This window comes from Escherichia sp. E4736 (assembly GCF_005781225.1).
Lineage (GTDB): Bacteria > Pseudomonadota > Gammaproteobacteria > Enterobacterales > Enterobacteriaceae > Escherichia.
In genome coordinates this window covers 258,370-282,909 of sequence record NZ_VATT01000014.1, presented here as the reverse complement: position 1 = coordinate 282,909, position 24,540 = coordinate 258,370, and the positions used below count along the sequence as shown (strand labels likewise).

26 protein-coding genes and 1 tRNA gene are annotated in these 24,540 nt (G+C 53.1%); 21 read left to right on the top strand and 6 right to left on the bottom strand.

The genetic code is table 11. The features are described from left to right. Positions 1 to 368: 368 nt before the first annotated feature. The 6 genes from ompC (at position 369) to mqo (ending at position 8,009) form a co-directional block, all read left to right on the top strand. Complete coding sequence (gene ompC, locus FEK46_RS10585; RefSeq protein ID WP_130207146.1) at positions 369 to 1,472, top strand: porin OmpC; 1,104 nt, start codon at positions 369 to 371, stop codon at positions 1,470 to 1,472. 110 nt (positions 1,473 to 1,582) lie between these two features. Next, a complete protein-coding gene (apbE, locus tag FEK46_RS10580; RefSeq protein ID WP_135559366.1) occupies positions 1,583 to 2,638 on the top strand; it encodes an FAD:protein FMN transferase ApbE in 1,056 nt (351 codons plus the stop codon). A gap of 73 nt (positions 2,639 to 2,711) precedes the next feature. After that, positions 2,712 to 3,776 carry a bifunctional DNA-binding transcriptional regulator/O6-methylguanine-DNA methyltransferase Ada gene (gene ada, locus FEK46_RS10575; protein WP_135559367.1) on the top strand — a complete coding sequence of 355 codons (1,065 nt, stop codon included), beginning with the start codon at positions 2,712 to 2,714 and terminating at the stop codon, positions 3,774 to 3,776. After that, positions 3,776 to 4,426, top strand: a complete 651-nt coding sequence (alkB, locus tag FEK46_RS10570) for a DNA oxidative demethylase AlkB (protein WP_130207140.1) — start codon at positions 3,776 to 3,778, stop codon at positions 4,424 to 4,426. The genes ada and alkB overlap by 1 nt, the downstream gene beginning before the upstream one ends. A 75-nt stretch (positions 4,427 to 4,501) precedes the next feature. Beyond that, on the top strand, positions 4,502 to 6,145 hold the full coding sequence (gene yojI / locus FEK46_RS10565) for a microcin J25 efflux ABC transporter YojI (protein ID WP_135559368.1): 1,644 nt from the start codon (positions 4,502 to 4,504) through the stop codon (positions 6,143 to 6,145). Positions 6,146 to 6,362: 217 nt separating this feature from the next. Then, positions 6,363 to 8,009: a malate dehydrogenase (quinone) gene (mqo, locus tag FEK46_RS10560; protein ID WP_135559369.1), complete on the top strand. Its 1,647-nt coding sequence runs from the start codon at positions 6,363 to 6,365 to the stop codon at positions 8,007 to 8,009. Positions 8,010 to 8,264: 255 nt separating this feature from the next. On the opposite strand, the gene eco is transcribed toward mqo, so the two are convergent. Together eco and FEK46_RS23920 are read right to left on the bottom strand one after the other, a co-directional pair. After that, positions 8,265 to 8,753 (bottom strand): serine protease inhibitor ecotin, encoded by a 489-nt coding sequence (gene eco, locus FEK46_RS10555; RefSeq protein WP_135559370.1) that lies wholly within the window; start codon positions 8,751 to 8,753, stop codon positions 8,265 to 8,267. Positions 8,754 to 8,885: 132 nt separating this feature from the next. After that, entirely contained in the window at positions 8,886 to 9,050 is a 165-nt protein-coding gene (locus FEK46_RS23920; RefSeq protein ID WP_276606407.1) for a hypothetical protein, read from the bottom strand. Between the two features lie 108 nt (positions 9,051 to 9,158). Here FEK46_RS23920 and napF point away from each other — a divergent pair, with 108 nt between their 5' ends. Genes napF through ccmH form a run of 15 tightly spaced genes read left to right on the top strand, consistent with a single transcriptional unit; the run spans position 9,159 to position 21,300 of the window. Next, positions 9,159 to 9,653 carry a ferredoxin-type protein NapF gene (gene napF, locus FEK46_RS10550; RefSeq protein ID WP_000686723.1) on the top strand — a complete coding sequence of 165 codons (495 nt, stop codon included), beginning with the start codon at positions 9,159 to 9,161 and terminating at the stop codon, positions 9,651 to 9,653. Further along, positions 9,643 to 9,906, top strand: coding sequence for a chaperone NapD (gene napD, locus FEK46_RS10545; protein ID WP_000557378.1), 264 nt, complete (start codon positions 9,643 to 9,645; stop codon positions 9,904 to 9,906). Before napF ends, napD begins: the two co-directional genes overlap by 11 nt. After that, a complete protein-coding gene (gene napA, locus FEK46_RS10540; protein WP_000778067.1) occupies positions 9,903 to 12,389 on the top strand; it encodes a periplasmic nitrate reductase subunit alpha in 2,487 nt (828 codons plus the stop codon). Before napD ends, napA begins: the two co-directional genes overlap by 4 nt. A 6-nt stretch (positions 12,390 to 12,395) precedes the next feature. Continuing rightward, positions 12,396 to 13,091, top strand: a complete 696-nt coding sequence (napG, locus tag FEK46_RS10535; RefSeq protein ID WP_130260516.1) for a ferredoxin-type protein NapG — start codon at positions 12,396 to 12,398, stop codon at positions 13,089 to 13,091. After that, a complete protein-coding gene (gene napH / locus FEK46_RS10530; protein WP_130260515.1) occupies positions 13,078 to 13,941 on the top strand; it encodes a quinol dehydrogenase ferredoxin subunit NapH in 864 nt (287 codons plus the stop codon). The genes napG and napH overlap by 14 nt, the downstream gene beginning before the upstream one ends. Continuing rightward, positions 13,938 to 14,387 (top strand): nitrate reductase cytochrome c-type subunit, encoded by a 450-nt coding sequence (gene napB / locus FEK46_RS10525; RefSeq protein WP_000835174.1) that lies wholly within the window; start codon positions 13,938 to 13,940, stop codon positions 14,385 to 14,387. The genes napH and napB overlap by 4 nt, the downstream gene beginning before the upstream one ends. A 9-nt stretch (positions 14,388 to 14,396) precedes the next feature. Continuing rightward, the gene (napC, locus tag FEK46_RS10520; protein ID WP_130207128.1) at positions 14,397 to 14,999 is read left to right on the top strand and encodes a cytochrome c-type protein NapC; all 603 of its coding nucleotides are present in this window, start codon (positions 14,397 to 14,399) and stop codon (positions 14,997 to 14,999) included. Between the two features lie 14 nt (positions 15,000 to 15,013). After that, positions 15,014 to 15,637 carry a cytochrome c biogenesis heme-transporting ATPase CcmA gene (gene ccmA, locus FEK46_RS10515; RefSeq protein WP_214251101.1) on the top strand — a complete coding sequence of 208 codons (624 nt, stop codon included), beginning with the start codon at positions 15,014 to 15,016 and terminating at the stop codon, positions 15,635 to 15,637. After that, positions 15,634 to 16,296 (top strand): heme exporter protein CcmB, encoded by a 663-nt coding sequence (gene ccmB / locus FEK46_RS10510; RefSeq protein ID WP_000971724.1) that lies wholly within the window; start codon positions 15,634 to 15,636, stop codon positions 16,294 to 16,296. Before ccmA ends, ccmB begins: the two co-directional genes overlap by 4 nt. A gap of 41 nt (positions 16,297 to 16,337) precedes the next feature. Further along, positions 16,338 to 17,075, top strand: coding sequence for a heme exporter protein CcmC (ccmC, locus tag FEK46_RS10505; protein ID WP_044722900.1), 738 nt, complete (start codon positions 16,338 to 16,340; stop codon positions 17,073 to 17,075). Next, positions 17,072 to 17,281, top strand: coding sequence for a heme exporter protein CcmD (gene ccmD / locus FEK46_RS10500; protein ID WP_000186540.1), 210 nt, complete (start codon positions 17,072 to 17,074; stop codon positions 17,279 to 17,281). The genes ccmC and ccmD overlap by 4 nt, the downstream gene beginning before the upstream one ends. Beyond that, positions 17,278 to 17,757 (top strand): cytochrome c maturation protein CcmE, encoded by a 480-nt coding sequence (ccmE, locus tag FEK46_RS10495; RefSeq protein WP_138194678.1) that lies wholly within the window; start codon positions 17,278 to 17,280, stop codon positions 17,755 to 17,757. The genes ccmD and ccmE overlap by 4 nt, the downstream gene beginning before the upstream one ends. Continuing rightward, positions 17,754 to 19,697, top strand: a complete 1,944-nt coding sequence (gene ccmF, locus FEK46_RS10490; protein WP_135559371.1) for a cytochrome c-type biogenesis heme lyase CcmF — start codon at positions 17,754 to 17,756, stop codon at positions 19,695 to 19,697. The genes ccmE and ccmF overlap by 4 nt, the downstream gene beginning before the upstream one ends. Then, positions 19,694 to 20,251 carry a thiol:disulfide interchange protein DsbE gene (gene dsbE, locus FEK46_RS10485; RefSeq protein WP_135559372.1) on the top strand — a complete coding sequence of 186 codons (558 nt, stop codon included), beginning with the start codon at positions 19,694 to 19,696 and terminating at the stop codon, positions 20,249 to 20,251. The genes ccmF and dsbE overlap by 4 nt, the downstream gene beginning before the upstream one ends. Next, on the top strand, positions 20,248 to 21,300 hold the full coding sequence (gene ccmH, locus FEK46_RS10480; RefSeq protein WP_130260512.1) for a cytochrome c-type biogenesis thiol:disulfide oxidoreductase CcmH: 1,053 nt from the start codon (positions 20,248 to 20,250) through the stop codon (positions 21,298 to 21,300). The genes dsbE and ccmH overlap by 4 nt, the downstream gene beginning before the upstream one ends. Before the next feature lie 214 nt (positions 21,301 to 21,514). On the opposite strand, the gene narP is transcribed toward ccmH, so the two are convergent. The 4 genes from narP to FEK46_RS10455 all read right to left on the bottom strand — a co-directional run bounded on the left by narP (position 21,515) and on the right by FEK46_RS10455 (position 24,504). Next, the gene (gene narP / locus FEK46_RS10470) at positions 21,515 to 22,162 is read right to left on the bottom strand and encodes a nitrate/nitrite response regulator protein NarP (protein ID WP_064526779.1); all 648 of its coding nucleotides are present in this window, start codon (positions 22,160 to 22,162) and stop codon (positions 21,515 to 21,517) included. 183 nt (positions 22,163 to 22,345) lie between these two features. Beyond that, a tRNA-Pro gene (locus tag FEK46_RS10465) sits at positions 22,346 to 22,422 on the bottom strand. A 74-nt stretch (positions 22,423 to 22,496) separates the two neighbouring features. Further along, positions 22,497 to 24,257: an LPS biosynthesis-modulating metalloenzyme YejM gene (gene yejM / locus FEK46_RS10460; RefSeq protein ID WP_130260510.1), complete on the bottom strand. Its 1,761-nt coding sequence runs from the start codon at positions 24,255 to 24,257 to the stop codon at positions 22,497 to 22,499. Between the two features lie 19 nt (positions 24,258 to 24,276). After that, positions 24,277 to 24,504 carry a YejL family protein gene (locus FEK46_RS10455; protein ID WP_001135667.1) on the bottom strand — a complete coding sequence of 76 codons (228 nt, stop codon included), beginning with the start codon at positions 24,502 to 24,504 and terminating at the stop codon, positions 24,277 to 24,279. Between the last annotated feature and the right edge of the window lie 36 nt (positions 24,505 to 24,540).

Sequence of the window (24,540 nt, the reverse complement as noted above, 5' to 3'; positions counted from 1 at the left end):
AATGACGGTAATAAATAAAGTTAATGATGATAGCGAGAGATATTTTAGTTGCGAGTGAAGAATTTGTTTTAACATTCAGTGCGGTCAAAGACTTAAGATTAAGTTATTGTTTTAAAGGTCGAAATAATCTTACTTGATGTTTAGTGCGTTATTTGCTCAACCATTAGAATTTGAAAAAGTTCCATCACATTTACATTTTGAAATACCTATGTGGATATTTGAAACATCTTAAAAGTTTTAGTATCATATTCGTGTTGGATTATTCTGCATTTTTGGGGAGAATGGACCTGCCGACTGATTAATGAGGGTTAATCAGTATGCAGTGGCATAAAAAAGCAAATAAAGGCATATAACAGAGGGTTAATAACATGAAAGTTAAAGTACTGTCCCTCCTGGTCCCAGCTCTGCTGGTAGCAGGCGCAGCAAATGCTGCTGAAGTTTACAACAAAGACGGCAACAAATTAGATCTGTACGGTAAAGTAGACGGCCTGCACTATTTCTCTGACGACAAGTCTGTAGATGGCGACCAGACCTACATGCGTCTTGGCTTCAAAGGTGAAACTCAGGTTACTGACCAGCTGACCGGTTACGGCCAGTGGGAATATCAGATCCAGGGCAACGCTCCGGAAAGCGAAAACAACTCCTGGACCCGTGTGGCATTTGCTGGTCTGAAATTCCAGGACATCGGTTCTTTCGACTACGGTCGTAACTACGGCGTTGTTTACGACGTAACTTCCTGGACCGACGTACTGCCAGAATTCGGTGGCGATACTTACGGTTCTGACAACTTCATGCAGCAGCGTGGTAACGGCTTCGCGACCTACCGTAACACCGACTTCTTCGGTCTGGTTGACGGCCTGAACTTTGCAGTTCAGTACCAGGGCAAAAACGGTAGCGTAAGCGGCGAAGGCATGACCAACAACGGTCGTGGCGCTCTGCGTCAGAACGGCGACGGTGTCGGCGGTTCTATCACTTATGATTACGAAGGCTTCGGTATCGGTGCTGCAGTTTCCAGCTCCAAACGTACTGATGATCAGAACAGCATTGCTTACATCGGTAACGGCGACCGTGCTGAAACCTACACTGGTGGTCTGAAATACGACGCTAACAACATCTACCTGGCTGCTCAGTACACCCAGACCTACAACGCAACTCGCGTAGGTTCCCTGGGTTGGGCGAACAAAGCACAGAACTTCGAAGCTGTTGCTCAGTACCAGTTCGACTTCGGTCTGCGTCCGTCTGTAGCATACCTGCAGTCTAAAGGTAAAAACCTGGGTGTCGTTGCTGGTCGTAACTACGACGACGAAGATATCCTGAAATATGTTGATGTTGGTGCTACCTACTACTTCAACAAAAACATGTCCACCTACGTTGACTACAAAATCAACCTGCTGGACGACAACCAGTTCACCCGCGCTGCTGGCATCAACACTGATGACATCGTAGCTCTGGGTCTGGTTTACCAGTTCTAATTTCGATTTCTATCGACAAAGGGCCTTCGGGCCCTTTTTTCATTGTTTTCAGCGTACAAACGCGTTTTTTTGGTGTACTCTTGCGACCGTTCGCATGAGGATAATCACATATGGAAATAAACTTTACCCGCGTGGCATTGCTGGCTGCCACGCTCTTCTTTGTCGGTTGCGATCAAAAACCACAACCCGCCAACTCCCACGCTACTGAACTGACTGTTCTTGAAGGCAAAACCATGGGAACCTTCTGGCGTGCCAGCATCCCGGGCATTGACGCCAAACGTAGTGCCGAGCTCAAAGAGAAGATTCAGACCCAGCTGGACGCTGACGATCAGCTGCTTTCGACCTATAAAAAAGACTCCGCGCTGATGCGCTTTAACGACTCGCAAAGCCTGACACCGTGGCCGGTAAGTGAAGCGATGGCTGATATTATCACCACCTCGCTACGTATTGGCGCCAAGACCGATGGCGCGATGGATATTACTGTCGGGCCACTGGTGAATCTGTGGGGCTTTGGTCCGGAACAACAACCGGTACAAATTCCGAGCCAGGAACAAATTGATGCAATGAAAGCCAAAACCGGCTTACAGCACCTGACGGTCATCAATCAGTATCATCAGCAGTACCTGCAAAAAGATCTTCCGGATTTATATGTCGATCTTTCGACCGTCGGCGAAGGCTATGCCGCCGATCATTTGGCACGCTTGATGGAGCAGGAAGGTATTTCCCGCTACCTGGTGTCGGTGGGGGGAGCGCTGAACAGCCGCGGTATGAACGGCGAAGGCCAGCCGTGGCGAGTGGCGATTCAAAAACCAACCGATAAAGAAAACGCAGTTCAGGCGGTAGTGGATATCAACGGTCACGGTATCAGTACCTCCGGCAGCTATCGCAACTATTACGAACTGGACGGCAAACGCCTTTCCCATGTTATCGATCCGCAAACCGGACGACCTATCGAACATAATCTGGTGTCCGTGACGGTGATTGCTCCGACGGCACTGGAAGCTGACGCCTGGGATACAGGTTTGATGGTGCTCGGGTCAGAGAAAGCCAAAGAAGTCGTTCGCCGGGAAGGGCTGGCGGTTTATATGATCACCAAAGAAGGCGATAGTTTTAAAACCTGGATGTCGCCGCAGTTTAAAAGTTTCCTGGTGAGCGAAAAAAATTAAAGCGCAAGATTGTTGGTTTTTGCGTGATGGTGACCGGGCAGACTAAAGGCTATCCTTAACCAGGGAGCTGATTATGAAAAACGCCACACGCTTAACTGACGATCAACGCTGGCAATCGGTCTTAGCCCGCGACCCGAATGCCGACGGCGAATTCGTTTTCGCCGTGCGCACCACGGGTATCTTTTGCCGTCCGTCTTGCCGCGCGAGACATGCCTTGCGGGAAAACGTCTCCTTCTACGCAAATGCCAGCGAGGCACTCGTCGCCGGATTTCGCCCCTGCAAACGCTGCCAACCTGATAAAGCCAATGCCCAGCAACACCGGTTGGATAAAATCACCCACGCGTGTCGACTACTGGAACAGGAAACGCCTGTAACGCTGGAAGCCTTGGCCGACCAGGTGGCGATGAGTCCATTCCATCTGCATCGTTTATTTAAAGCCACCACCGGAATGACGCCAAAAGCCTGGCAACAGGCCTGGCGCGCTCGTCGCTTGCGCGAATCGCTGGCGAAAGGGGAGAGTGTCACCCAGGCGATTCTGAACGCAGGATTCCCCGACGGCAGCAGTTACTACCGCAAAGCCGACGAAACGTTGGGTATGACGGCTAAACAGTTTCGTCACGGTGGCGAAAACCTGGCTGTGCGTTATGCGCTGGCCGATTGTGAACTGGGGCGCTGCCTGGTGGCAGAAAGCGAGCGGGGGATTTGCGCGATTCTGCTGGGCGACGATGACGGGACGTTGATTAGCGAACTCCGTCAGATGTTTCCTGCCGCTGACAACGCGCCGGCGGATCCGATATTTCAGCAACATATACGTGAGGTTATTGCCAGCCTCAATAACCGCGATACGCCGCTGACGTTACCGCTGGATATTCGCGGCACCGCTTTTCAGCAACAAGTCTGGCAGGAGCTACGCACTATACCTTGTGGTGAAACGGTGAGTTACCAGCAACTGGCGAACGCGATTGGCAAACCGAAAGCCGTTCGCGCCGTAGCCAGCGCCTGCGCCGCCAATAGATTAGCTATTATTATCCCTTGTCATCGGGTAGTACGTGGTGATGGCACACTTTCTGGTTACCGCTGGGGCGTGTCGCGTAAAGCGCAACTGCTGCGCCGCGAAGCTGAAAATGAGGAGAGGTAATGTTGGATCTGTTTGCCGATGCTGAACCGTGGCACGAATCGCTGGCTTCCGGCGCGGTGATTTTGCGCCGTTTTGCTTTTAACGTTGCGGAACAACTGATGCACGATATCAGTGGCATTGCCAGCCAGTCGCCGTTTCGCCAGATGGTCACTCCTGGCGGATATACCATGTCGGTGGCGATGACCAACTGCGGGCATCTGGGCTGGACGACCAATCGGCAAGGTTATCTCTATTCGCCCATTGATCCGCAAACAAATCAACCGTGGCCCGCCATGCCGCAAAGTTTTTATGATTTATGTCGGCGCGCGGCCACGGCAGCGGGCTATCCAGATTTCCAGCCTGACGCTTGCCTTATCAACCGCTACGCCCCGGGCGCGAAACTGTCGCTACATCAGGATAAAGACGAACCGGATCTGCGCGCACCGATTGTTTCTGTTTCTCTGGGCTTACCCGCGATTTTTCAATTTGGCGGCCTGAAACGAAATGATCCGCTCAAACGTTTGTTGCTGGAACATGGCGATGTGGTGGTGTGGGGCGGTGAATCACGGCTGTTTTATCACGGCATTCAACCGCTCAAAGCGGGGTTTCATCCACTCACCGCCGACTGCCGCTACAACCTGACATTCCGTCAGGCAGGTAAAAAAGAATAAAAATAAGAATTATTATTGCTGTGCACGCGGAGATGTTTAAACTGCGGGCTGTAATTCATTGTCCGGGTTTTCTGCATGGAACTTCTTGTACTTGTCTGGCGGCAGTATCGCTGGCCATTTATCAGTGTGATGGCGCTAAGCCTCGCCAGTGCGGCATTAGGCATTGGCTTAATTGCTTTTATCAATCAGCGCCTTATCGAAACGGCGGATACCAGTCTGCTGGTGTTGCCGGAGTTTCTGGGTTTATTGCTGCTGTTAATGGCGGTAACACTGGGATCGCAACTGGCACTTACTACGCTGGGGCATCATTTCGTTTACCGACTGCGTAGCGAATTTATCAAGCGGATTCTGGATACTCACGTCGAGCGTATCGAACAACTCGGTAGCGCCTCGTTGCTGGCGGGGTTAACCAGCGATGTACGCAATATTACCATTGCTTTTGTGCGTCTGCCGGAACTGGTGCAGGGGATCATTCTCACTATCGGTTCAGCGGCGTATCTCTGGATGTTGTCGGGCAAAATGTTGCTGGTAACGGCTATCTGGATGGCAGTCACCATCTGGGGCGGTTTTGTACTGGTGGCGCGGGTGTACAAGCATATGGCGACTCTGCGTGAAACCGAAGACAAACTGTACTCGGATTTTCAAACTGTACTCGAAGGGCGCAAAGAGCTGACTCTGAACCGTGAGCGCGCCGAGTATGTGTTTAACAATCTCTACATTCCTGATGCGCAAGAGTATCGCCATCATATTATCCGCGCAGACACCTTCCATCTAAGTGCCGTGAACTGGTCGAACATTATGATGCTGGGTGCTATCGGCTTGGTATTCTGGATGGCAAATAGCCTGGGTTGGGCTGATACCAACGTTGCCGCGACCTATTCGTTGACGCTGTTATTCCTGCGTACGCCACTGCTTTCGGCGGTTGGCGCATTGCCGACGCTGCTGACGGCGCAGGTGGCGTTTAACAAGCTGAACAAATTCGCGCTCGCACCTTTCAAAGCGGAGTTTCCGCGCCCGCAGGCGTTTCCCAACTGGCAAACGCTTGAGCTGCGTAATGTTACGTTTGCTTATCAGGATAACGCGTTTTCCGTTGGGCCGATTAACCTCACCATCAAACGTGGCGAGCTGCTGTTTCTGATTGGTGGCAACGGTAGTGGAAAATCGACGCTGGCGATGTTGCTGACTGGGTTGTATCAGCCACAAAGCGGCGAAATCTTGCTGGATGGCAAACCTGTCAGCGGCGAACAACCGGAAGATTATCGCAAACTGTTTTCGGCGGTGTTTACCGATGTCTGGTTATTTGATCAACTGCTGGGGCCGGAGGGCAAACCTGCTAACCCGCAACTGGTTGAGAAGTGGCTGGTGCAGCTGAAAATGGGTCATAAGCTTGAGTTAAGTAACGGGCGTATTGTTAACCTGAAGTTATCGAAAGGACAGAAAAAACGCGTGGCGCTGTTGCTGGCTTTGGCAGAAGAACGCGATATTATTCTGCTGGATGAATGGGCGGCGGATCAGGATCCACACTTCCGTCGTGAGTTTTATCAGGTGCTGCTGCCGCTGATGCAGGAGATGGGTAAAACTATTTTCGCCATCAGTCATGATGATCATTACTTTATCCACGCCGACCGCCTGCTGGAAATGCGCAACGGGCAACTTAGCGAGCTGACCGGCGAAGAGCGTGACGCTGCTTCGCGTGATGCCGTTGCCCGGACGGCATAATATTACGACGCTGACCTGGCGGACCGCTGCCGCCAGGTCAATATTCTAAAAATCCCCCCGTATCTAATAACCCTATAATTAATCAACGAAATTATAATGTTTATAAAATTAGGAGATAATTTATAAACATTATTTAAATATTGTTACTTAAGTGTTACCGTTGATGCCGCGCAAATCTCACCTGCAATAAAGCGACTAAAAGTAAGGCATTAACAAGATGAAAAAAGTGACTGCCATGCTCTTCTCGATGGCCGTGGGGCTTAATGCCGTTTCGATGGCGGCAAAAGCGAAAGCGTCCGAGGAGCAGGAAACTGATGTACTGTTGATTGGCGGCGGCATTATGAGCGCCACGTTGGGGACCTATTTACGCGAGCTGGAGCCTGAATGGTCGATGACCATGGTGGAGCGCCTGGAGGGTGTCGCGCAGGAGAGTTCGAACGGCTGGAACAACGCCGGAACCGGGCATTCTGCACTGATGGAACTGAACTACACCCCGCAAAACGCCGATGGCAGCATCAGTATCGAAAAAGCAGTCGCCATTAACGAAGCATTTCAGATTTCCCGCCAGTTCTGGGCGCACCAGGTCGAGCGCGGCGTGCTGCGTACTCCGCGTTCATTTATCAATACCGTTCCGCACATGAGCTTTGTCTGGGGCGAAGATAACGTCAACTTCCTGCGCGCCCGTTACGCGGCCTTGCAACAAAGTTCGTTGTTCCGCGGTATGCGTTACTCCGAAGATCACGCGCAAATCAAAGAGTGGGCGCCACTCGTGATGGAAGGACGCGATCCGCAGCAGAAAGTGGCTGCGACACGTACAGAAATCGGCACCGATGTGAACTATGGTGAAATCACTCGCCAGTTAATTGCTTCCTTGCAGAAAAAATCTAACTTCTCGCTGCAACTCAGTAGCGAAGTCCGCGGCCTCAAACGTAATGACGACAACACCTGGACCGTCACCATTGCCGATCTGAAAAATGGCACAGTACAGAACATTCGCGCGAAATTTGTCTTTATCGGTGCGGGCGGTGCGGCGCTGAAGCTTTTGCAAGAATCCGGTATCCCGGAAGCGAAAGAGTACGCTGGTTTCCCGGTGGGCGGTCAGTTCCTCGTCTCGGAAAACCCTGACGTGGTTAATCACCATCTGGCGAAGGTTTACGGTAAAGCATCTGTCGGTGCACCGCCGATGTCGGTTCCGCATATCGATACCCGTGTTCTGGACGGTAAACGCGTAGTGCTGTTTGGACCATTTGCCACCTTCTCAACCAAATTCCTCAAAAACGGTTCGTTGTGGGATCTGATGAGTTCCACCACCACCTCTAATGTGATGCCGATGATGCACGTCGGGCTGGATAATTTCGATCTGGTGAAATACCTGATTAGTCAGGTGATGTTGAGTGAAGAGGATCGTTTTGCAGCGCTGAAAGAGTACTATCCACAGGCGAAAAAAGAGGACTGGCGTTTGTGGCAAGCGGGGCAGCGCGTACAGATTATCAAGCGTGATGCCGACAAAGGCGGCGTACTGCGTCTGGGAACAGAAGTGGTCAGTGACCAGCAAGGAACCATTGCTGCGCTGCTGGGGGCATCGCCGGGGGCGTCAACCGCCGCACCGATTATGTTGAATCTGCTGGAAAAAGTGTTTGGTGATCGTGTTTCCAGCCCGCAATGGCAGGCCACGCTGAAAGCGATCGTTCCGTCTTATGGACGTAAGCTGAACGGTGATGTGGCAGCAACAGAGCGTGAGTTGCAGTACACCAGCGAAGTGCTGGGGCTGAAATACGACAAGCCGCAGGCGGCAGACAGTACGCCGAAACCGCAGTTGAAACCGCAACCCGTTCAAAAAGTAGTCGCGGATATTGCGTTGTAATGATGTGCCACATTCGGCATGGTATGCCGGATGTGGCGTATGCTGATAAGACGCGCCAGCGTCGCATCAGGCAACCGGCTCGGGCGTTGGATGTCGGATGCGGCGTAACCGCCTTATCCGACCTACGAGGTGCAGCACTTCACCGTGGCGTAGGCCTGATAAGACGCGTCAGCGTCGCATCAGGCAACCGGCTCGGACGTTAGATGTCGGATGCGGTGTAACCGCCTTATCCGACCGACGGGCGGTACGCTGTGTTTAGCGAAGTACTGCGTTGTCAATCTTCTCTTCCGCCTTCCAGATGCGGTACTTCACATCTACATTGTCTGGCGTATACACCACGATCGGCAGCTTGCTGTTGTAACGCAGCATTCCGGTATCGCCCAGATACGCGGTGACAAATTTCTTCTCTTTCTTGCCATCCGGGCAGGCCATCATCGTGGAAACCGGGGAGCTAACTTTATCAAAGACATAATAATCATAGCCCCAGCCTTCCAGCGTTTTGCTTTCCAGTTTCCCGCCGAGACGATGCAGATTGCAGTCAACTTCCAGCGTCTGACCGATTAACAGTTCTACTTTCAGGGTAGATTCATCTTCTTGCGGGGTTAACTGAATCACCTGACGCTTCATCCCTTTTTCAGCTTGCGGATAAGGGGCGATTTTTTCCAGTGGCTGAACGCTTTCTGCCGCCCAGGCTGAAGTTGTGGCGAAAGCGGCAAACAATACTGCAGGTAGAATAGTCTTCATTTTTGCTTTCCTTCTTCATTTATAGGTTTTCACCGATGATGTCGCTGAAGGTTAACATATTCATCAGATTTATTAATTTGCTTTATGAATAATGCATAGAATATTCAGACAACTTTACCTTCTCTTTTGGAGTTATATGCTGATGGATAGCGAAGCCTGGAAGAATATCTTTGGTGAATTTATCGCTATGTAAAATTGTTTATAACCGATTGAAATGTGAATAAAAGCCCATTTTTGCCAGCCTTCCCGCCACTCTTTTGATCCTGCTACATGTTTTACCCCGATCGGGGTATGCATCTTTGACACATCCTTTAATATCTTAGCGCCTATAAAAATGGCTTATTAATTACGCGGTTTCTTTGGTCGCTCTCAATTTTCAGAGCGCGTTAATGATGGAAGGTCAATGTGAAGATTGATGCATCCCGTCGGGGCATACTCACTGGTCGCTGGCGCAAAGCCAGTAACGGTATCCGTCCGCCCTGGTCCGGTGATGAATCTCATTTTCTGACCCATTGCACCCGCTGCGATGCCTGTATTAATGCTTGTGAAAACAACATTCTGCAACGCGGCGCGGGTGGCTATCCGAGCGTTAATTTCAAAAATAACGAGTGCAGCTTCTGTTACGCCTGCGCGCAGGCTTGCCCCGAATCGCTATTTTCTCCGCGCCACACCAGGGCCTGGGATTTGCAGTTCACCATTGGGGACGCGTGCCTGGCGTATCAGTCAGTTGAATGTCGCCGCTGTCAGGATAGCTGTGAGCCAATGGCAATTATCTTTCGCCCGACGCTCTCCGGGATCTACCAGCCGCAACTTAATAGCCAACTTTGCAACGGATGTGGAGCATGTGCAGCCAGTTGTCCGGTATCAGCCATAACTGCGGAGTATCTCCATGCACACTAACTGGCAAGTTTGCAGCCTGGTCGTGCAGGCCAAAAGCGAACGAATTTCAGACATCAGCACCCAACTGAACGCCTTTCCCGGCTGTGAAGTTGCTGTCAGCGACGCGCCGAGCGGTCAGTTGATTGTGGTGGTGGAAGCAGAAGACAGCGAAACGCTGATCCAAACCATTGAGTCAGTACGCAACGTAGAGGGCGTGCTGGCGGTGTCGCTGGTTTATCACCAGCAGGAAGAGCAAGGTGAGGAAACACCATGAAACTCAGTCGTCGTAGCTTTATGAAAGCTAACGCCGTTGCGGCCGCTGCGGCGGCTGCCGGTCTCAGCGTGCCGGGCGTTGCCCGCGCCGTTGTTGGTCAGCAGGAAGCCATCAAATGGGATAAAGCGCCGTGCCGTTTCTGCGGTACTGGTTGCGGCGTTCTGGTCGGAACGCAGCAGGGGCGTGTGGTGGCCTGTCAGGGCGACCCGGACGCACCGGTTAACCGTGGCCTGAACTGCATTAAGGGCTATTTCCTGCCCAAAATCATGTACGGTAAAGACCGTTTGACGCAGCCGCTTCTGCGTATGAAAAACGGTAAATATGACAAAGAAGGCGAGTTCACCCCAATCACCTGGGATCAAGCCTTTGATGTGATGGAAGAGAAATTCAAAACCGCCCTGAAAGAAAAAGGGCCGGAATCGATCGGTATGTTCGGTTCTGGTCAGTGGACTATCTGGGAAGGTTATGCCGCGTCCAAGCTGTTCAAAGCGGGCTTCCGCTCGAACAACATCGACCCGAACGCGCGTCACTGTATGGCGTCGGCAGTAGTTGGCTTTATGCGTACCTTTGGTATGGATGAGCCGATGGGCTGCTATGACGACATCGAGCAGGCTGACGCGTTTGTGCTGTGGGGCGCAAACATGGCGGAGATGCACCCGATCCTCTGGTCGCGCATCACTAACCGTCGTCTCTCTAACCAGAACGTCACCGTGGCGGTGCTTTCTACCTACCAGCATCGTAGCTTCGAGCTGGCGGATAACGGCATCATCTTTACGCCGCAATCTGACCTGGTGATCCTGAACTACATCGCCAACTATATCATTCAAAACAATGCGATAAATCAGGACTTCTTCAGCAAGCACGTTAACCTGCGCAAAGGGGCGACGGACATCGGCTACGGTTTACGTCCGACCCATCCGCTGGAAAAAGCAGCGAAGAATCCGGGTTCTGACGCCTCCGAACCGATGAGCTTTGAAGATTACAAAGCCTTCGTTGCCGAGTATACGCTGGAAAAAACCGCCGAAATGACTGGCGTACCAAAAGATCAGCTGGAACAGCTGGCGCAGTTGTATGCCGATCCGAACAAGAAAGTCATCTCCTACTGGACGATGGGCTTCAACCAGCATACCCGCGGTGTGTGGGCCAACAACCTGGTCTACAACCTGCACCTGCTGACCGGCAAAATTTCCCAGCCGGGTTGCGGTCCGTTCTCCCTGACCGGGCAGCCTTCCGCATGTGGTACTGCGCGTGAAGTGGGCACCTTTGCTCACCGTCTGCCTGCGGACATGGTGGTGACTAACGAGAAACACCGTGATATCTGCGAGAAGAAGTGGAATATCCCGAGCGGCACCATTCCGGCGAAAATCGGTCTGCACGCGGTAGCACAGGACCGTGCGCTGAAAGACGGCAAGCTGAATGTTTACTGGACCATGTGTACCAACAACATGCAGGCCGGGCCGAATATTAATGAAGAGCGTATGCCGGGCTGGCGCGATCCGCGCAACTTTATCATCGTCTCCGATCCGTATCCGACAGTCAGTGCGCTGGCAGCGGACTTGATCCTGCCGACAGCAATGTGGGTAGAGAAAGAGGGTGCTTACGGTAACGCCGAACGCCGTACTCAATTCTGGCGTCAGCAGGTGCAGGCGCCAGGCGAAGCGAAATCGGATCTCTGGCAGTTAGTCCAGTTCTCCCGCCGCTTCAAAACTGAAGAAGTATGGCCGGAAGAGCTGCTGGCGAAGAAACCGGAACTGCGTGGCAAAACGCTGTACGAAGTTCTGTATGCCACTCCGGAAGTGAGCAAATTCCCGGTATCCGAACTGGCGGAAGATCAGCTGAACGATGAATCCCGCGAGCTGGGCTTCTATCTGCAAAAAGGGCTGTTCGAAGAGTACGCATGGTTTGGTCGCGGTCACGGTCACGATCTGGCACCGTTCGATGACTACCACAAAGCACGCGGTCTGCGCTGGCCGGTAGTGAACGGTAAAGAAACGCAGTGGCGTTACAGCGAAGGTAACGACCCGTACGTGAAAGCGGGCGAAGGCTATAAGTTCTACGGTAAACCGGATGGCAAAGCGGTGATCTTCGCGCTGCCGTTCGAACCGGCGGCGGAAGCACCGGATGAAGAGTACGACCTGTGGCTCTCTACCGGACGCGTTCTGGAGCACTGGCATACCGGCAGTATGACTCGCCGTGTACCGGAACTGCACCGTGCCTTCCCGGAAGCGGTCCTGTTTATTCACCCGCTGGATGCGAAAGCGCGCGATCTGCGTCGTGGCGACAAAGTGAAAGTGGTTTCTCGCCGTGGCGAAGTGATCTCGATTGTCGAAACGCGCGGTCGTAACCGTCCGCCGCAGGGCCTGGTGTACATGCCGTTCTTCGACGCCGCACAGCTGGTTAACAAACTGACGCTGGACGCGACCGATCCGCTCTCGAAAGAGACGGACTTCAAGAAGTGCGCGGTCAAACTGGAGAAGGTGTAAGCCATTATGTCCCGGTCAGCGAAACCTCAAAATGGTCGCCGCCGCTTTCTGCGCGATGTTGTTCGCACAGCAGGCGGGCTGGCAGCCGTGGGTGTGGCGCTGGGGTTACAACAGCAAACCGCACGCGCATCTGGCGTGCGGTTGCGCCCGCCCGGAGCCATAAACGAGAACGCCTTTGCCAGTGCCTGTGTGCGTTGCGGTCAGTGTGTTCAGGCTTGCCCTTACGACACATTAAAACTGGCGACGTTGGCCTCTGGTCTGTCGGCAGGTACGCCGTATTTTGTCGCGCGGGATATTCCTTGCGAAATGTGTGAGGACATTCCGTGCGCCAAAGTGTGCCCAAGCGGTGCGCTGGATCGTGAGATCGAATCGATCGACGACGCGCGGATGGGGCTGGCGGTGCTGGTGGACCAGGAAAATTGTCTCAACTTTCAGGGGCTGCGCTGTGATGTTTGTTATCGCGAATGCCCGAAAATTGATGAGGCAATCACCCTGGAGCTGGAGCGCAACACGCGTACCGGTAAGCACGCCCGTTTTCTGCCGACGGTTCACAGCGACGCCTGTACCGGCTGCGGTAAGTGCGAAAAGGTGTGTGTGCTGGAACAACCGGCAATCAAGGTGTTACCGCTGTCACTGGCGAAAGGGGAGTTAGGTCACCATTACCGCTTCGGCTGGCTGGAGGGGAAAAATGGCAAATCGTAAACGTGACGCCGGGCGCGAAGCGCTGGAGAAAAAAGGCTGGTGGCGCAGTCACCGTTGGCTGGTGTTGCGTCGCCTTTGTCAGTTCTTCGTGCTGGGGATGTTTTTGAGCGGCCCGTGGTTTGGTGTGTGGATCTTGCATGGCAACTACAGCAGTAGCCTGTTATTCGACACCGTTCCGCTGACCGATCCGCTGATGACGCTGCAAAGCCTTGCCAGCGGCCATCTGCCTGCCACGGTGGCGCTGATCGGTGCGGTGATTATCACCGTGCTCTACGCCCTGGCAGGAAAGCGATTATTTTGCAGCTGGGTCTGCCCGCTGAACCCGATTACCGATTTAGCGAACTGGTTGCGCAGGCGCTTTGACCTCAATCAGTCTGCGACGATCCCTCGCCACATTCGCTACGTGCTGTTGGTGGTCATTCTGGTGGGCTCAGCCTTAACTGGCACGCTCATCTGGGAATGGATCAACCCCGTTTCTCTGATGGGGCGTAGCCTGGTAATGGGATTCGGCAGCGGCGCACTGCTTATTCTCGCGCTGTTTTTATTTGATCTACTGGTCGTTGAACACGGCTGGTGCGGCCATATTTGTCCGGTCGGCGCGCTGTATGGCGTGTTGGGTAGCAAAGGTGTTGTCACCGTTGCGGCCACCGATCGACAGAAATGTAACCGCTGTATGGATTGTTTTCATGTTTGCCCGGAACCGCATGTGCTACGTGCCCCGGTGCTGGATGAACAAAGCCCGGTGCAGGTCACCAGCCGCGATTGCATGACATGCGGTCGCTGCGTGGATGTCTGTTCTGAGGATGTATTTACAATAACTACACGATGGAGTTCGGGAGCGAAATCATGAAAAGCCATGACCTGAAGAAAGCGCTGTGTCAATGGACGGCGATGCTGGCCCTGGTGGTGAGCGGCGCGGTTTGGGCGGCAAATGGCGTCGATTTTAGCCAGTCGCCGGAAGTATCCGGGACGCAGGAAGGGGCCATTCGGATGCCAAAAGAGCAGGATCGGATGCCGCTGAACTATGTGAATCAGCCGCCAATGATCCCGCATAGCGTTGAAGGTTATCAGGTAACGACCAATACCAACCGCTGCCTGCAGTGCCACGGTGTCGAAAGCTATCGCACCACTGGCGCACCGCGCATCAGTCCTACTCACTTTATGGACAGCGACGGCAAAGTGGGCGCGGAAGTGGCTCCACGTCGTTATTTCTGTCTGCAATGTCACGTACCGCAGGCCGATACCGCGCCAATCGTGGGGAATACCTTTACCCCATCAAAAGGTTACGGGAAATAAGAGGTTATTATGGGAAATTCTGACCGTAAGCCTGGTCTGATTAAGCGCCTGTGGAAATGGTGGCGTACCCCCAGCCGTCTGGCGCTGGGGACGCTGCTGTTGATCGGCTTTGTTGGCGGCATCGTCTTCTGGGGCGGCTTTAACACGGGTATGGAAAAAGCTAACACTGAAGAGTTTTGCATTAGCTGCCACGAAATGCGCAACACGGTGTATCAGGAATACATGGATTCCGTGCATTACAACAACCGTAGCGGCGTACGTGCGACCTGTCCGGATTGTCACGTTCCGCACGAGTTTGTGCCGAAAATGATACGCAAGCTCAAAGCAAGTAAAGAGCTGTATGGTAAAATTCTGGGCGTTATTGACACGCCGCAGAAATTCGAAGCTCATCGCCTGACGATGGCACAGAATGAGTGGCGGCGAATGAAGGACAACAACTCGCAGGAGTGCCGTAACTGTCACAACTTCGAGTTTATGGATTTAACCGCCCAGAAAGGTGTTGCCGCGAAGATGCACGATCAAGCGGTGAAAGATGGGCAAACCTGTATTGACTGCCATAAAGGGATAGCGCACAAGCTACCCGATATGCGCGAAGTTGAACCAGGTTTTTAACAGGATGTCATTGCGTGGGGATGCTTGAAGCCAGAGAATTGCTCTGCGAGCGGGATGAACGAACCTTGTTTAGTGGTTTGTCATTTACGCTGAACGCAGGAGAGTGGGTACAAATCACCGGCAGCAACGGCGCGGGGAAGACAACGCTTCTTCGTCTGCTGACCGGATTGTCTCGCCCTGATGCGGGAGACGTTCTCTGGCAAGGGCAGCCCTTGCATCAGATACGCGACAGCTACCATCAAAACCTGTTATGGATAGGCCATCAGCCGGGGATTAAAACCCGGCTGACGGCGTTAGAAAATCTGCATTTCTATCACCGTGACGGTGATACCGCACAATGTCTGGACGCCCTGGCGCAGGCCGGGCTTGCCGGATTCGAAGATATTCCCGTAAACCAGCTCTCTGCCGGGCAACAACGCCGCGTCGCGCTGGCGCGATTATGGCTGACCCGCGCTACGTTGTGGATCCTCGACGAACCTTTTACCGCGATTGACGTCAACGGCGTCGATCGTCTGACCCAGCGCATGGCGCAGCATACGGAGCAGGGGGGAATTGTGATTCTGACCACCCACCAGCCGCTCAATGTTGCTGAAAGTAAAATCCGCCGCATTTCTCTGACGCATACAAGGGGCGCATGATGTTCTGGCGCATTTTCCGTCTTGAGCTGCGCGTGGCGTTTCGCCATAGCGCCGAAATCGCTAACCCGCTGTGGTTCTTCCTGATTGTTATTACCCTTTTTCCACTTAGTATCGGTCCGGAGCCGCAATTGTTGGCGAGGATTGCACCGGGCATTATCTGGGTGGCGGCGCTGCTTTCCTCTTTGCTGGCGCTGGAGCGACTGTTTCGTGACGATTTGCAGGACGGCAGTCTTGAACAACTGATGTTGTTGCCATTACCCTTGCCCGCCGTTGTGCTGGCGAAGGTGATGGCGCACTGGATGGTGACAGGTTTGCCTCTGCTCATTCTCTCACCACTGGTGGCATTGCTACTGGGAATGGACGTGTACGGTTGGCAAGTGATGGCGCTAACGCTGTTGTTGGGAACCCCCACGCTTGGCTTTCTTGGTGCGCCAGGCGTGGCGCTGACGGTCGGACTTAAGCGCGGTGGAGTGCTACTCAGCATTCTCGTGTTACCACTCACCATCCCCTTACTCATCTTTGCCACCGCTGCGATGGACGCGGCTTCGATGCATTTGCCCGTGGACGGGTATCTGGCAATTTTAGGCGCGTTGCTGGCTGGCACCGCGACATTAAGTCCTTTTGCGACGGCGGCAGCGTTACGAATCAGCATTCAATAACGCTGGATTACTGATTTTTGTTCGAGTCTGGTATCGAAATTATGTGGAAAATACTACATCAACTGGCGATCCCTCCACGGTTATATCAAATCTGTGGCTGGTTTATACCGTGGCTGGCAATCGCCAGTGTGGTCGTGCTCACCGTCGGCTGGATCTGGGGATTCGGCTTTGCTCCGGCGGATTATCAGCAAGGAAATAGCTATCGCATTATTTATCTACATGTGCCTGCGGCAATCTGGTCGATGGGTATTTATGCCTCGATGGCGGTAGCGGCGTTCATCGGTCTTGTCTGGCAGATGAAAATGGCTAACCTGGCGGTCGCGGCGATGGCGCCTATTGGCGCGGTATTTACTTTTATTGCCCTGGTTACTGGCTCCGCATGGGGAAAACCGATGTGGGGCACCTGGTGGGTGTGGGATGCACGTCTGACTTCTGAACTGGTGCTGCTGTTTTTGTATGTGGGTGTGATTGCCCTGTGGCACGCCTTCGACGACCGCCGTCTGGCGGGCCGTGCGGCAGGTATTCTGGTGCTAATTGGCGTGGTGAACCTGCCGATTATTCATTATTCCGTGGAGTGGTGGAACACCCTGCATCAGGGATCAACGCGGATGCAGCAAAGTATCGATCCGGCGATGCGTTCGCCGCTGCGCTGGTCGATTTTTGGCTTCCTGCTGCTGTCTGCCACGCTGACGCTAATGCGGATGCGCAATTTGATTTTGCTGATGGAAAAACGCCGTCCGTGGGTGAGTGAACTGATATTGAAAAGAGGCCGTAAATGACCCCTGCATTTGCTTCCTGGAATGAATTTTTCGCAATGGGCGGTTACGCCTTTTTTGTCTGGCTGGCGGTGGTGATGACCGTGATTCCGCTGGTGGTTTTGGTCGTGCACTCGGTGATGCAGCATCGCGCAATTCTGCGTGGCGTGGCGCAACAGCGGGCGCGTGAGGCGCGTTTACGTGCTGCGCAACAGCAGGAGGCTGCATGAATATTCGCCGTAAAAATCGTTTGTGGATTGCCTGCGCCGTGTTGGCAGGTTTGGCGCTGACCATCGGTCTGGTGCTGTATGCGCTGCGCTCTAATATCGATCTCTTTTATACGCCGGGGGAGATTCTCTACGGCAAGCGTGAAACTCAGCAGATGCCGGAAGTCGGTCAGCGTCTGCGCGTTGGCGGGATGGTGATGCCGGGGAGTGTGCAGCGCGATCCCAATTCGCTAAAAGTAACTTTCACCATTTACGACGCTGAAGGTTCAGTAGATGTCTCTTACGAAGGCATTTTGCCGGATCTGTTCCGTGAAGGGCAGGGCGTTGTGGTTCAGGGCGAGCTGGAAAAAGGCAATCATATCTTCGCGAAAGAAGTGCTGGCGAAACACGACGAAAACTACACGCCGCCAGAAGTTGAGAAAGCGATGGAGGCTAACCACCGTCGCCCGGCAAGTGCTTATAAGGATCCCGCATCATGATGCCAGAAATTGGTAACGGACTGCTGTGCCTGGCGTTAGGGATTGCACTTTTGCTGTCTGTTTATCCGCTATGGGGTGTGGCGCGTGGTGATGCACGGATGATGGCCTCCTCCCGGCTGTTTGCCTGGCTGCTGTTTATGTGCGTGGCTGGCGCGTTTCTGGTGCTGGTTAACGCCTTCGTGGTAAACGACTTCACCGTCACCTATGTCGCCAGTAACTCCAATACCCAGCTTCCGGTGTGGTATCGCGTGGCGGCTACCTGGGGCGCGCATGAAGGCTCGCTACTGCTGTGGGTGCTGCTGATGAGCGGCTGGACCTTTGCGGTGGCGATTTTTAGTCAGCGTATTCCGCTGGATATTGTGGCCCGTGTACTGGCGGTAATGGGTATGGTCAGCGTCGGCTTTTTGCTGTTCATTCTCTTTACCTCTAACCCGTTCTCTCGCACATTGCCGAACTTCCCGATTGAAGGGCGCGATCTTAACCCGTTGTTGCAGGATCCGGGGCTGATCTTCCATCCGCCTCTGCTTTATATGGGGTACGTTGGTTTCTCGGTGGCATTTGCTTTTGCTATTGCTTCTTTGCTGAGTGGGCGTCTGGACAGCACTTATGCGCGTTTTACTCGTCCGTGGACGCTGGCAGCGTGGATCTTCCTGACGCTCGGCATTGTGCTCGGTTCCGCATGGGCTTATTACGAACTCGGCTGGGGCGGTTGGTGGTTCTGGGATCCGGTAGAAAATGCCTCGTTTATGCCATGGCTGGTGGGTACTGCGCTGATGCACTCGCTGGCGGTCACTGAACAACGCGCCAGTTTCAAAGCGTGGACATTACTGCTGGCAATCAGTGCTTTCTCGCTGTGTCTGCTGGGGACTTTCCTGGTGCGCTCCGGCGTGCTGGTATCGGTACACGCGTTTGCGTCTGATCCGGCGCGCGGCATGTTTATCCTTGCCTTTATGGTGCTGGTGATTGGCGGTTCACTGCTGCTGTTTGCCGCGCGTGGACACAAAGTTCGCTCACGGGTGAACAATGCGCTGTGGTCGCGGGAATCTTTGCTGTTAGCGAACAACGTTTTGCTGGTCGCCGCGATGCTGGTGGTATTGCTGGGGACGCTGCTACCGCTGGTTCACAAGCAATTGGGACTGGGCAGCATTTCGATTGGCGAACCATTCTTCAACAGCATGTTTACTTGGCTGATGGTGCCATTTGCACTGGTGCTGGGCATTGGTCCGCTGGTGCGTTGGGGGCGCGATCGCCCGCGTAAAATCCGCAATTTATTGATTATCGCCTTCTTCTCTAAGCTGGTGCTGTCGCTGCTGTTGCCGTGGCTGTTCGAAAGCAAAGTTGTGGCGATGACGGTGCTCGGCCTGGCAATGGCCTGCTGGATTGCGGTGCTGGCAATTGCCGAAGCTGCGCTGCGTATTTCACGCGGCACGAAAACCACCTTCAGTTATTGGGGGATGGTGGCGGCTCACCTGGGGCTGGCAGTGACAATTGTTGGCATTGCTTTTAGCCAGAACTACAGCGTTGAGCGTGATGTGCGCATGAAGCCTGGCGATAGCGTTGATATTCATGAATATCGCTTCACCTTCCGTGATGTCAAAGAGGTTACTGGCCCGAACTGGCGCGGCGGTGTGGCGACTATCGGCGTAACGCGAGATGGCAAGCCGGAAACGGTGCTGTATGCGGAAAAACGTTATTACAACACCGCCGGTTCAATGATGACTGAAGCGGCGATTGACGGCGGCATCACGCGTGACCTGTACGCGGCGCTCGGTGAAGAGCTGGAAAACGGCGCGTGGGCTGTGCGCCTTTACTACAAACCGTTTGTTCGCTGGATTTGGGCGGGCGGGCTGATGATGGCGTTGGGCGGGCTGCTGTGCCTGTTTGATCCTCGCTATCGTAAGCGCGTAAGTCCGCAAAAAACTGCGCCGGAGGCTGTATGAAGCGCAAAGTATTGTTACTTCCTTTGATTATCTTCCTGGCGATTGCCGCGGCGCTGCTGTGGCAGCTGGCGCGTAATGCCGAAGGGGATGATCCGACCAATCTGGAATCGGCGCTCATTGGCAAGCCTGTGCCGAAATTTCGCCTCGAATCACTGGACAATCCGGGCCAGTTTTATCAGGCGGATGTGCTGACTCAGGGTAAACCAGTGCTGCTTAACGTTTGGGCGACCTGGTGTCCGACCTGTCGTGCGGAACATCAATACCTGAATCAGCTTTCTGCGCAGGGCATCCGCGTGGTCGGCATGAACTATAAAGACGATCGCCAGAAGGCAATCAACTGGCTGAAAGAGTTGGGCAATCCTTACGCGCTAAGCCTGTTTGATGGCGACGGCATGTTAGGTCTGGATCTCGGTGTTTATGGCGCGCCAGAAACGTTCCTCATCGATGGTAATGGCATTATTCGCTACCGCCATGCGGGCGATCTCAACCCTCGCGTCTGGGAAGAAGAGATCAAGCCGCTGTGGGAGAAATACAGTAAGGAGGCCGCACAATGAGGTTTTTATTGGGCGTGCTGATGCTGATGATTTCCGGCTCAGCGCTGGCGACCATCGACGTGTTGCAGTTTAAAGATGAAGCACAGGAACAACAGTTCCGTCAGCTCACTGAAGAACTGCGCTGCCCGAAATGCCAGAACAACAGCATTGCCGATTCTAACTCGATGATTGCCACCGACCTGCGCCAGAAAGTGTACGAACTGATGCAGGAAGGTAAAAGCAAGCAGGAGATTGTCGATTATATGGTGGCGCGTTACGGCAACTTCGTTACTTACGATCCGCCGTTAACGCCGCTGACCGTGCTGCTGTGGGTGCTGCCAGTGGTGGCTATTGGTATAGGCGGTTGGGTTATTTATGCCCGCTCGCGGCGGCGTGTACGGCTGGCGGTGGAGGAGTTTCCTGAACAAAGCGTGCCGGAAGGTAAGCGTGCCGGATTTGCTGTTTACCTGCCGGGGATTGTTGTGGCATTGATTGTGGCAGGTGTCGGCTACTACCAGACTGGCAATTATCAGCAGGTAAAAATCTGGCAGCAGGCCACTGCGCAGGCTCCGGCATTGCTGGACAGGGCGCTGGATCCTAAAGCCGATCCGCTCAATGAAGAAGAGATGTCGCGCCTTGCACTTGGAATGCGTACTCAACTGCAAAAAAATCCGGGAGATATAGAAGGCTGGATTATGTTGGGCCGCGTTGGGATGGCGCTGGGTAACGCCAGTATCGCGACCGATGCATACGCTACTGCGTATCGCCTCGATCCGAAAAACAGCGATGCCGCACTGGGTTACGCGGAAGCGTTGACACGTTCATCTGATCCCAACGACAACCGCCTCGGCGGCGAACTGTTACGCCAGTTGGTGAGAACGGACCACAGCAATATTCGTGTGTTAAGTATGTATGCATTTAATGCCTTTGAGCAGCAGCGATTTGGCGAAGCCGTTGCCGCGTGGGAGATGATGTTAAAAATGCTGCCTGCTAACGATACTCGCCGTGCGGTGATTGAACGCAGTATCGCGCAGGCGATGCAGCATTTATCACCACACGAAAGTAAATAAGAAGAAGCCCGATGGTGATGCCATCGGGGCCAGACTGATGACAAAGTGCGCTTTGTTTATTCCGGATGCGGCGTAAACGCCTTATCCAGTCTACAAAATCGTGCGAATTCAATACATTGCTCGATCCGTGTAGGCCTGATAAGCGTAGCGCATCAGGCAGTGTTGCGTTTGTCATCAATATCAGCCCGATGGTAAATCTATCGGGCTATTTTTTTTATTGCGCCCCGCGTTGTTGCAGGAACAGAATGGTGGCCGCCACGCGTGAGCGGACGTTGAGTTTACGCAGCAGATTGCGGATATGGACTTTTACCGTCTGCTCAGAAATATTCAGTACCGAAGCGATCTGCTTATTGGACAGTCCTTGTGCCAGTTCGTGCAGAACATCTAATTCACGCTCCGTTAGCACGCTGAAGGGGTCTTCTTCAGCGCCAAACATTTCACGCTCGCGTAAGTACTGACTGACGCGTTCACTAAAGACTTTGCTACCTTTTGCTCCGGCGCGAATCGCTTCCAGCAACACTTCCGGATCGCTATCTTTCAACAGATAACCGTCAGCGCCTGCGTCTATCAATGCAAAGATATCGCTGGAGGCATCTGAAACAGTCAGGATAATAATTTGCGCGGTAACGCCATCCCTGCGCAAGGCATTGAGGGTATCCAGGCCACTCATACCTTTCATATTGAGATCCAGCAAGATCACGTCGATATCCAGTCTATTCGCCAGATCGATAGCACTAGCGCCGTCGCCTGCTTCGGCGACCACTTCAAAGCCAGGGTCAAGCTCCAGTAACTGACGAACACCGCGTCGCATAAGTGGATGATCATCCACAATCAGCACCTGAAAAGGCGTTGCTTCAGGCATAGTAGTCTCCTGAGGTTTTATTAGAATCATTATGTTTGAGCGTAGCGTTGGTAACGCTACCAGGCGCGTGAATGTTACCCCATTTTATGTATGGGCATGTAGTGAAAACTGTAAGTGTGGGTAGAGGGGGATTGACGTAGATATAAAAAAACCAACCTTTGTGGTTGGTTTTCTTGGGATTTTTGGTCGGCACGAGAGGATTTGAACCTCCGACCCCCGACACCCCATGACGGTGCGCTACCAGGCTGCGCTACGTGCCGACTCGTGGCTGCTTATACTACCGTTTTCCACACCGATTGCAAGTAAGATATTTTGCTAACTGATTTATAATTAATCAGTTAGCGATAAAACGCTTCTCGTCTGTCAGCACCTGCAATAACAAACTCAACTGTGGTTTTTCGTCTCTCACTCTTTCACCACGTAAGTTGTAAGTGCGGTATTTACCGTTATTGTTCAGTACTAGCGTCATTTTCGGTGTGGTAATTGCCAGCGTATCGTTATCCGCGGCTGTTACCCAGTAATGACGGCGCTCAGGGTTGAACAAGTCCTGACCTTGTGAGTATTCGCTGGCAGGCGTGCTGACGTGTAGCAGGCGTTGCATTAGCGTGGTCATAAGATCAGTATGATCGGTCAGGGCATTAATACGCTGTGCCGGTGTGCCTGGCCAGTGAATGACTAATGGCACCTGAAGATGGCCACGTGACCAGTCAAAGGTTTCTTCATCTTCGCTCAGCGGAATGCCGCGACCAGCAGTGATAATCACCACCGTGTTGTCCAGTTTCCCGGATTCACGTAACGCATTCAGGACGCGATTGATCTGGTCATCGACATTACCAGCTGCGCGGCTATATTTCCGGGCAAATGCTTGCTGATTGCTGTCGTCAATATTGGTGCCATTGAAAGATACCCACGAGAACCAGCGGTTATCTTCTTGCGCGTAACGGCCAAGCCAGTTGATCCACTGCGTGGCGGTCTGCTCATCGGATTGTGTATGTACGCTCGGCATCGAGAAGTCTGACAACAATGCCTGGCGATACAGTGGACTGGTAAAGCCATCTGACGAGAATAAGCCCAACTGATAGCCTTGCTGGTTGAGCGCGGTAATTAACGCCGCAGGCGTACGGGTCGACAGAATACCGTCCATATAGCTTGGCGAGATGCCATAGAACAAGCCAAAGATACCGTTGTCGGTGGCGTTGCCTGAACTCATATGGCGCGTGAACGAAATATTTTGCTCGGCAAAACCCGCCAGTGCAGGCATTTGCTTCTCGTAGCGTGAGTAGTTCAGGCCATCGACAGTAATCAGCAGCACATTCTGCCCGGTGCCCATATCGCGGTAGCGCAATTCGCTTAACGGATACTGTACGGAAACAGCGTCTGGATTGCCTTGCTCGATTAGACGGCGTTGATACTCCTGCGCATCAAGCAGACCATGCTTCTCAAGAAAACGTCGCGCCGTCATCGGGTACGAAAGCGGCAGGTTAGCGCGCTGCATGGTGATAGGGCGATAGAAGTTAGCATCGGCCCAGATATACACCATGTGTGAGGCGATAAAGGCGATAAATAAGAATGCAGCCAGCGGGCGGGCGAAGCGTCGACGACGCGTCAGACTGCGCAGCTTTTGCCAGCTCCACGTCGCAAACACCAGTTCAATCAATAAAATAACTGGCACGCTGATAAACATTAGCTGCCAGTCGCGCGCCATCTCATTCTCGTCTGGGTTGATAACCAGCTGCCAGACGATGGGATTAAGATGGAGATGGAAACGGGTAAAGACTTCGCTGTCGATCAGTAACAGCGTCATTCCCACAGTGGCCAGAATGACGGACAAAAACCTCATTAGCCTCTGTGAGCCGACGATAAAGGTCAGCGGGAAGAGGATCAGCAAGTAGGTGGCGAACACCAGAAAGCTGAAGTGGCCGATAATGCTTACATAGGAATAAATACGACCCGCAAGCGTTGTCGGCCAGTCGGCGATAAACAGGTAACGACTGCCAATGACAAGTGAGAGCAGAATGTTGAACAGTGCAAACCAGTGCCCCCAGCTGACCATCTGGGAGACTTTTTCACGGTAGCGCTGACGATGAGTTACCATAACCTGTTATCTGTTTCCCTTAGTGCGCTTTGTCTTCGTTGATCGAGGACTGCAAAGCGCGGGCAAAAGAGTTGGCAATTGCCTGGCGTTGAGCCGGGGCAATGCTGGTATTGATAAGGTTAGTGACCATGTTGCCTAACACCATCAGGGAAAGGTCGGTCGGAGCCTTATGTTTTTCTAGTACGTTGAGCAGCTCTGCGAGCAATTGTTCAACCTGTTCATCACTGTAGCGGGAAATTTGTGGCATAAATCGAAATCAGTTAGTTGATGAAAGGGCAATATA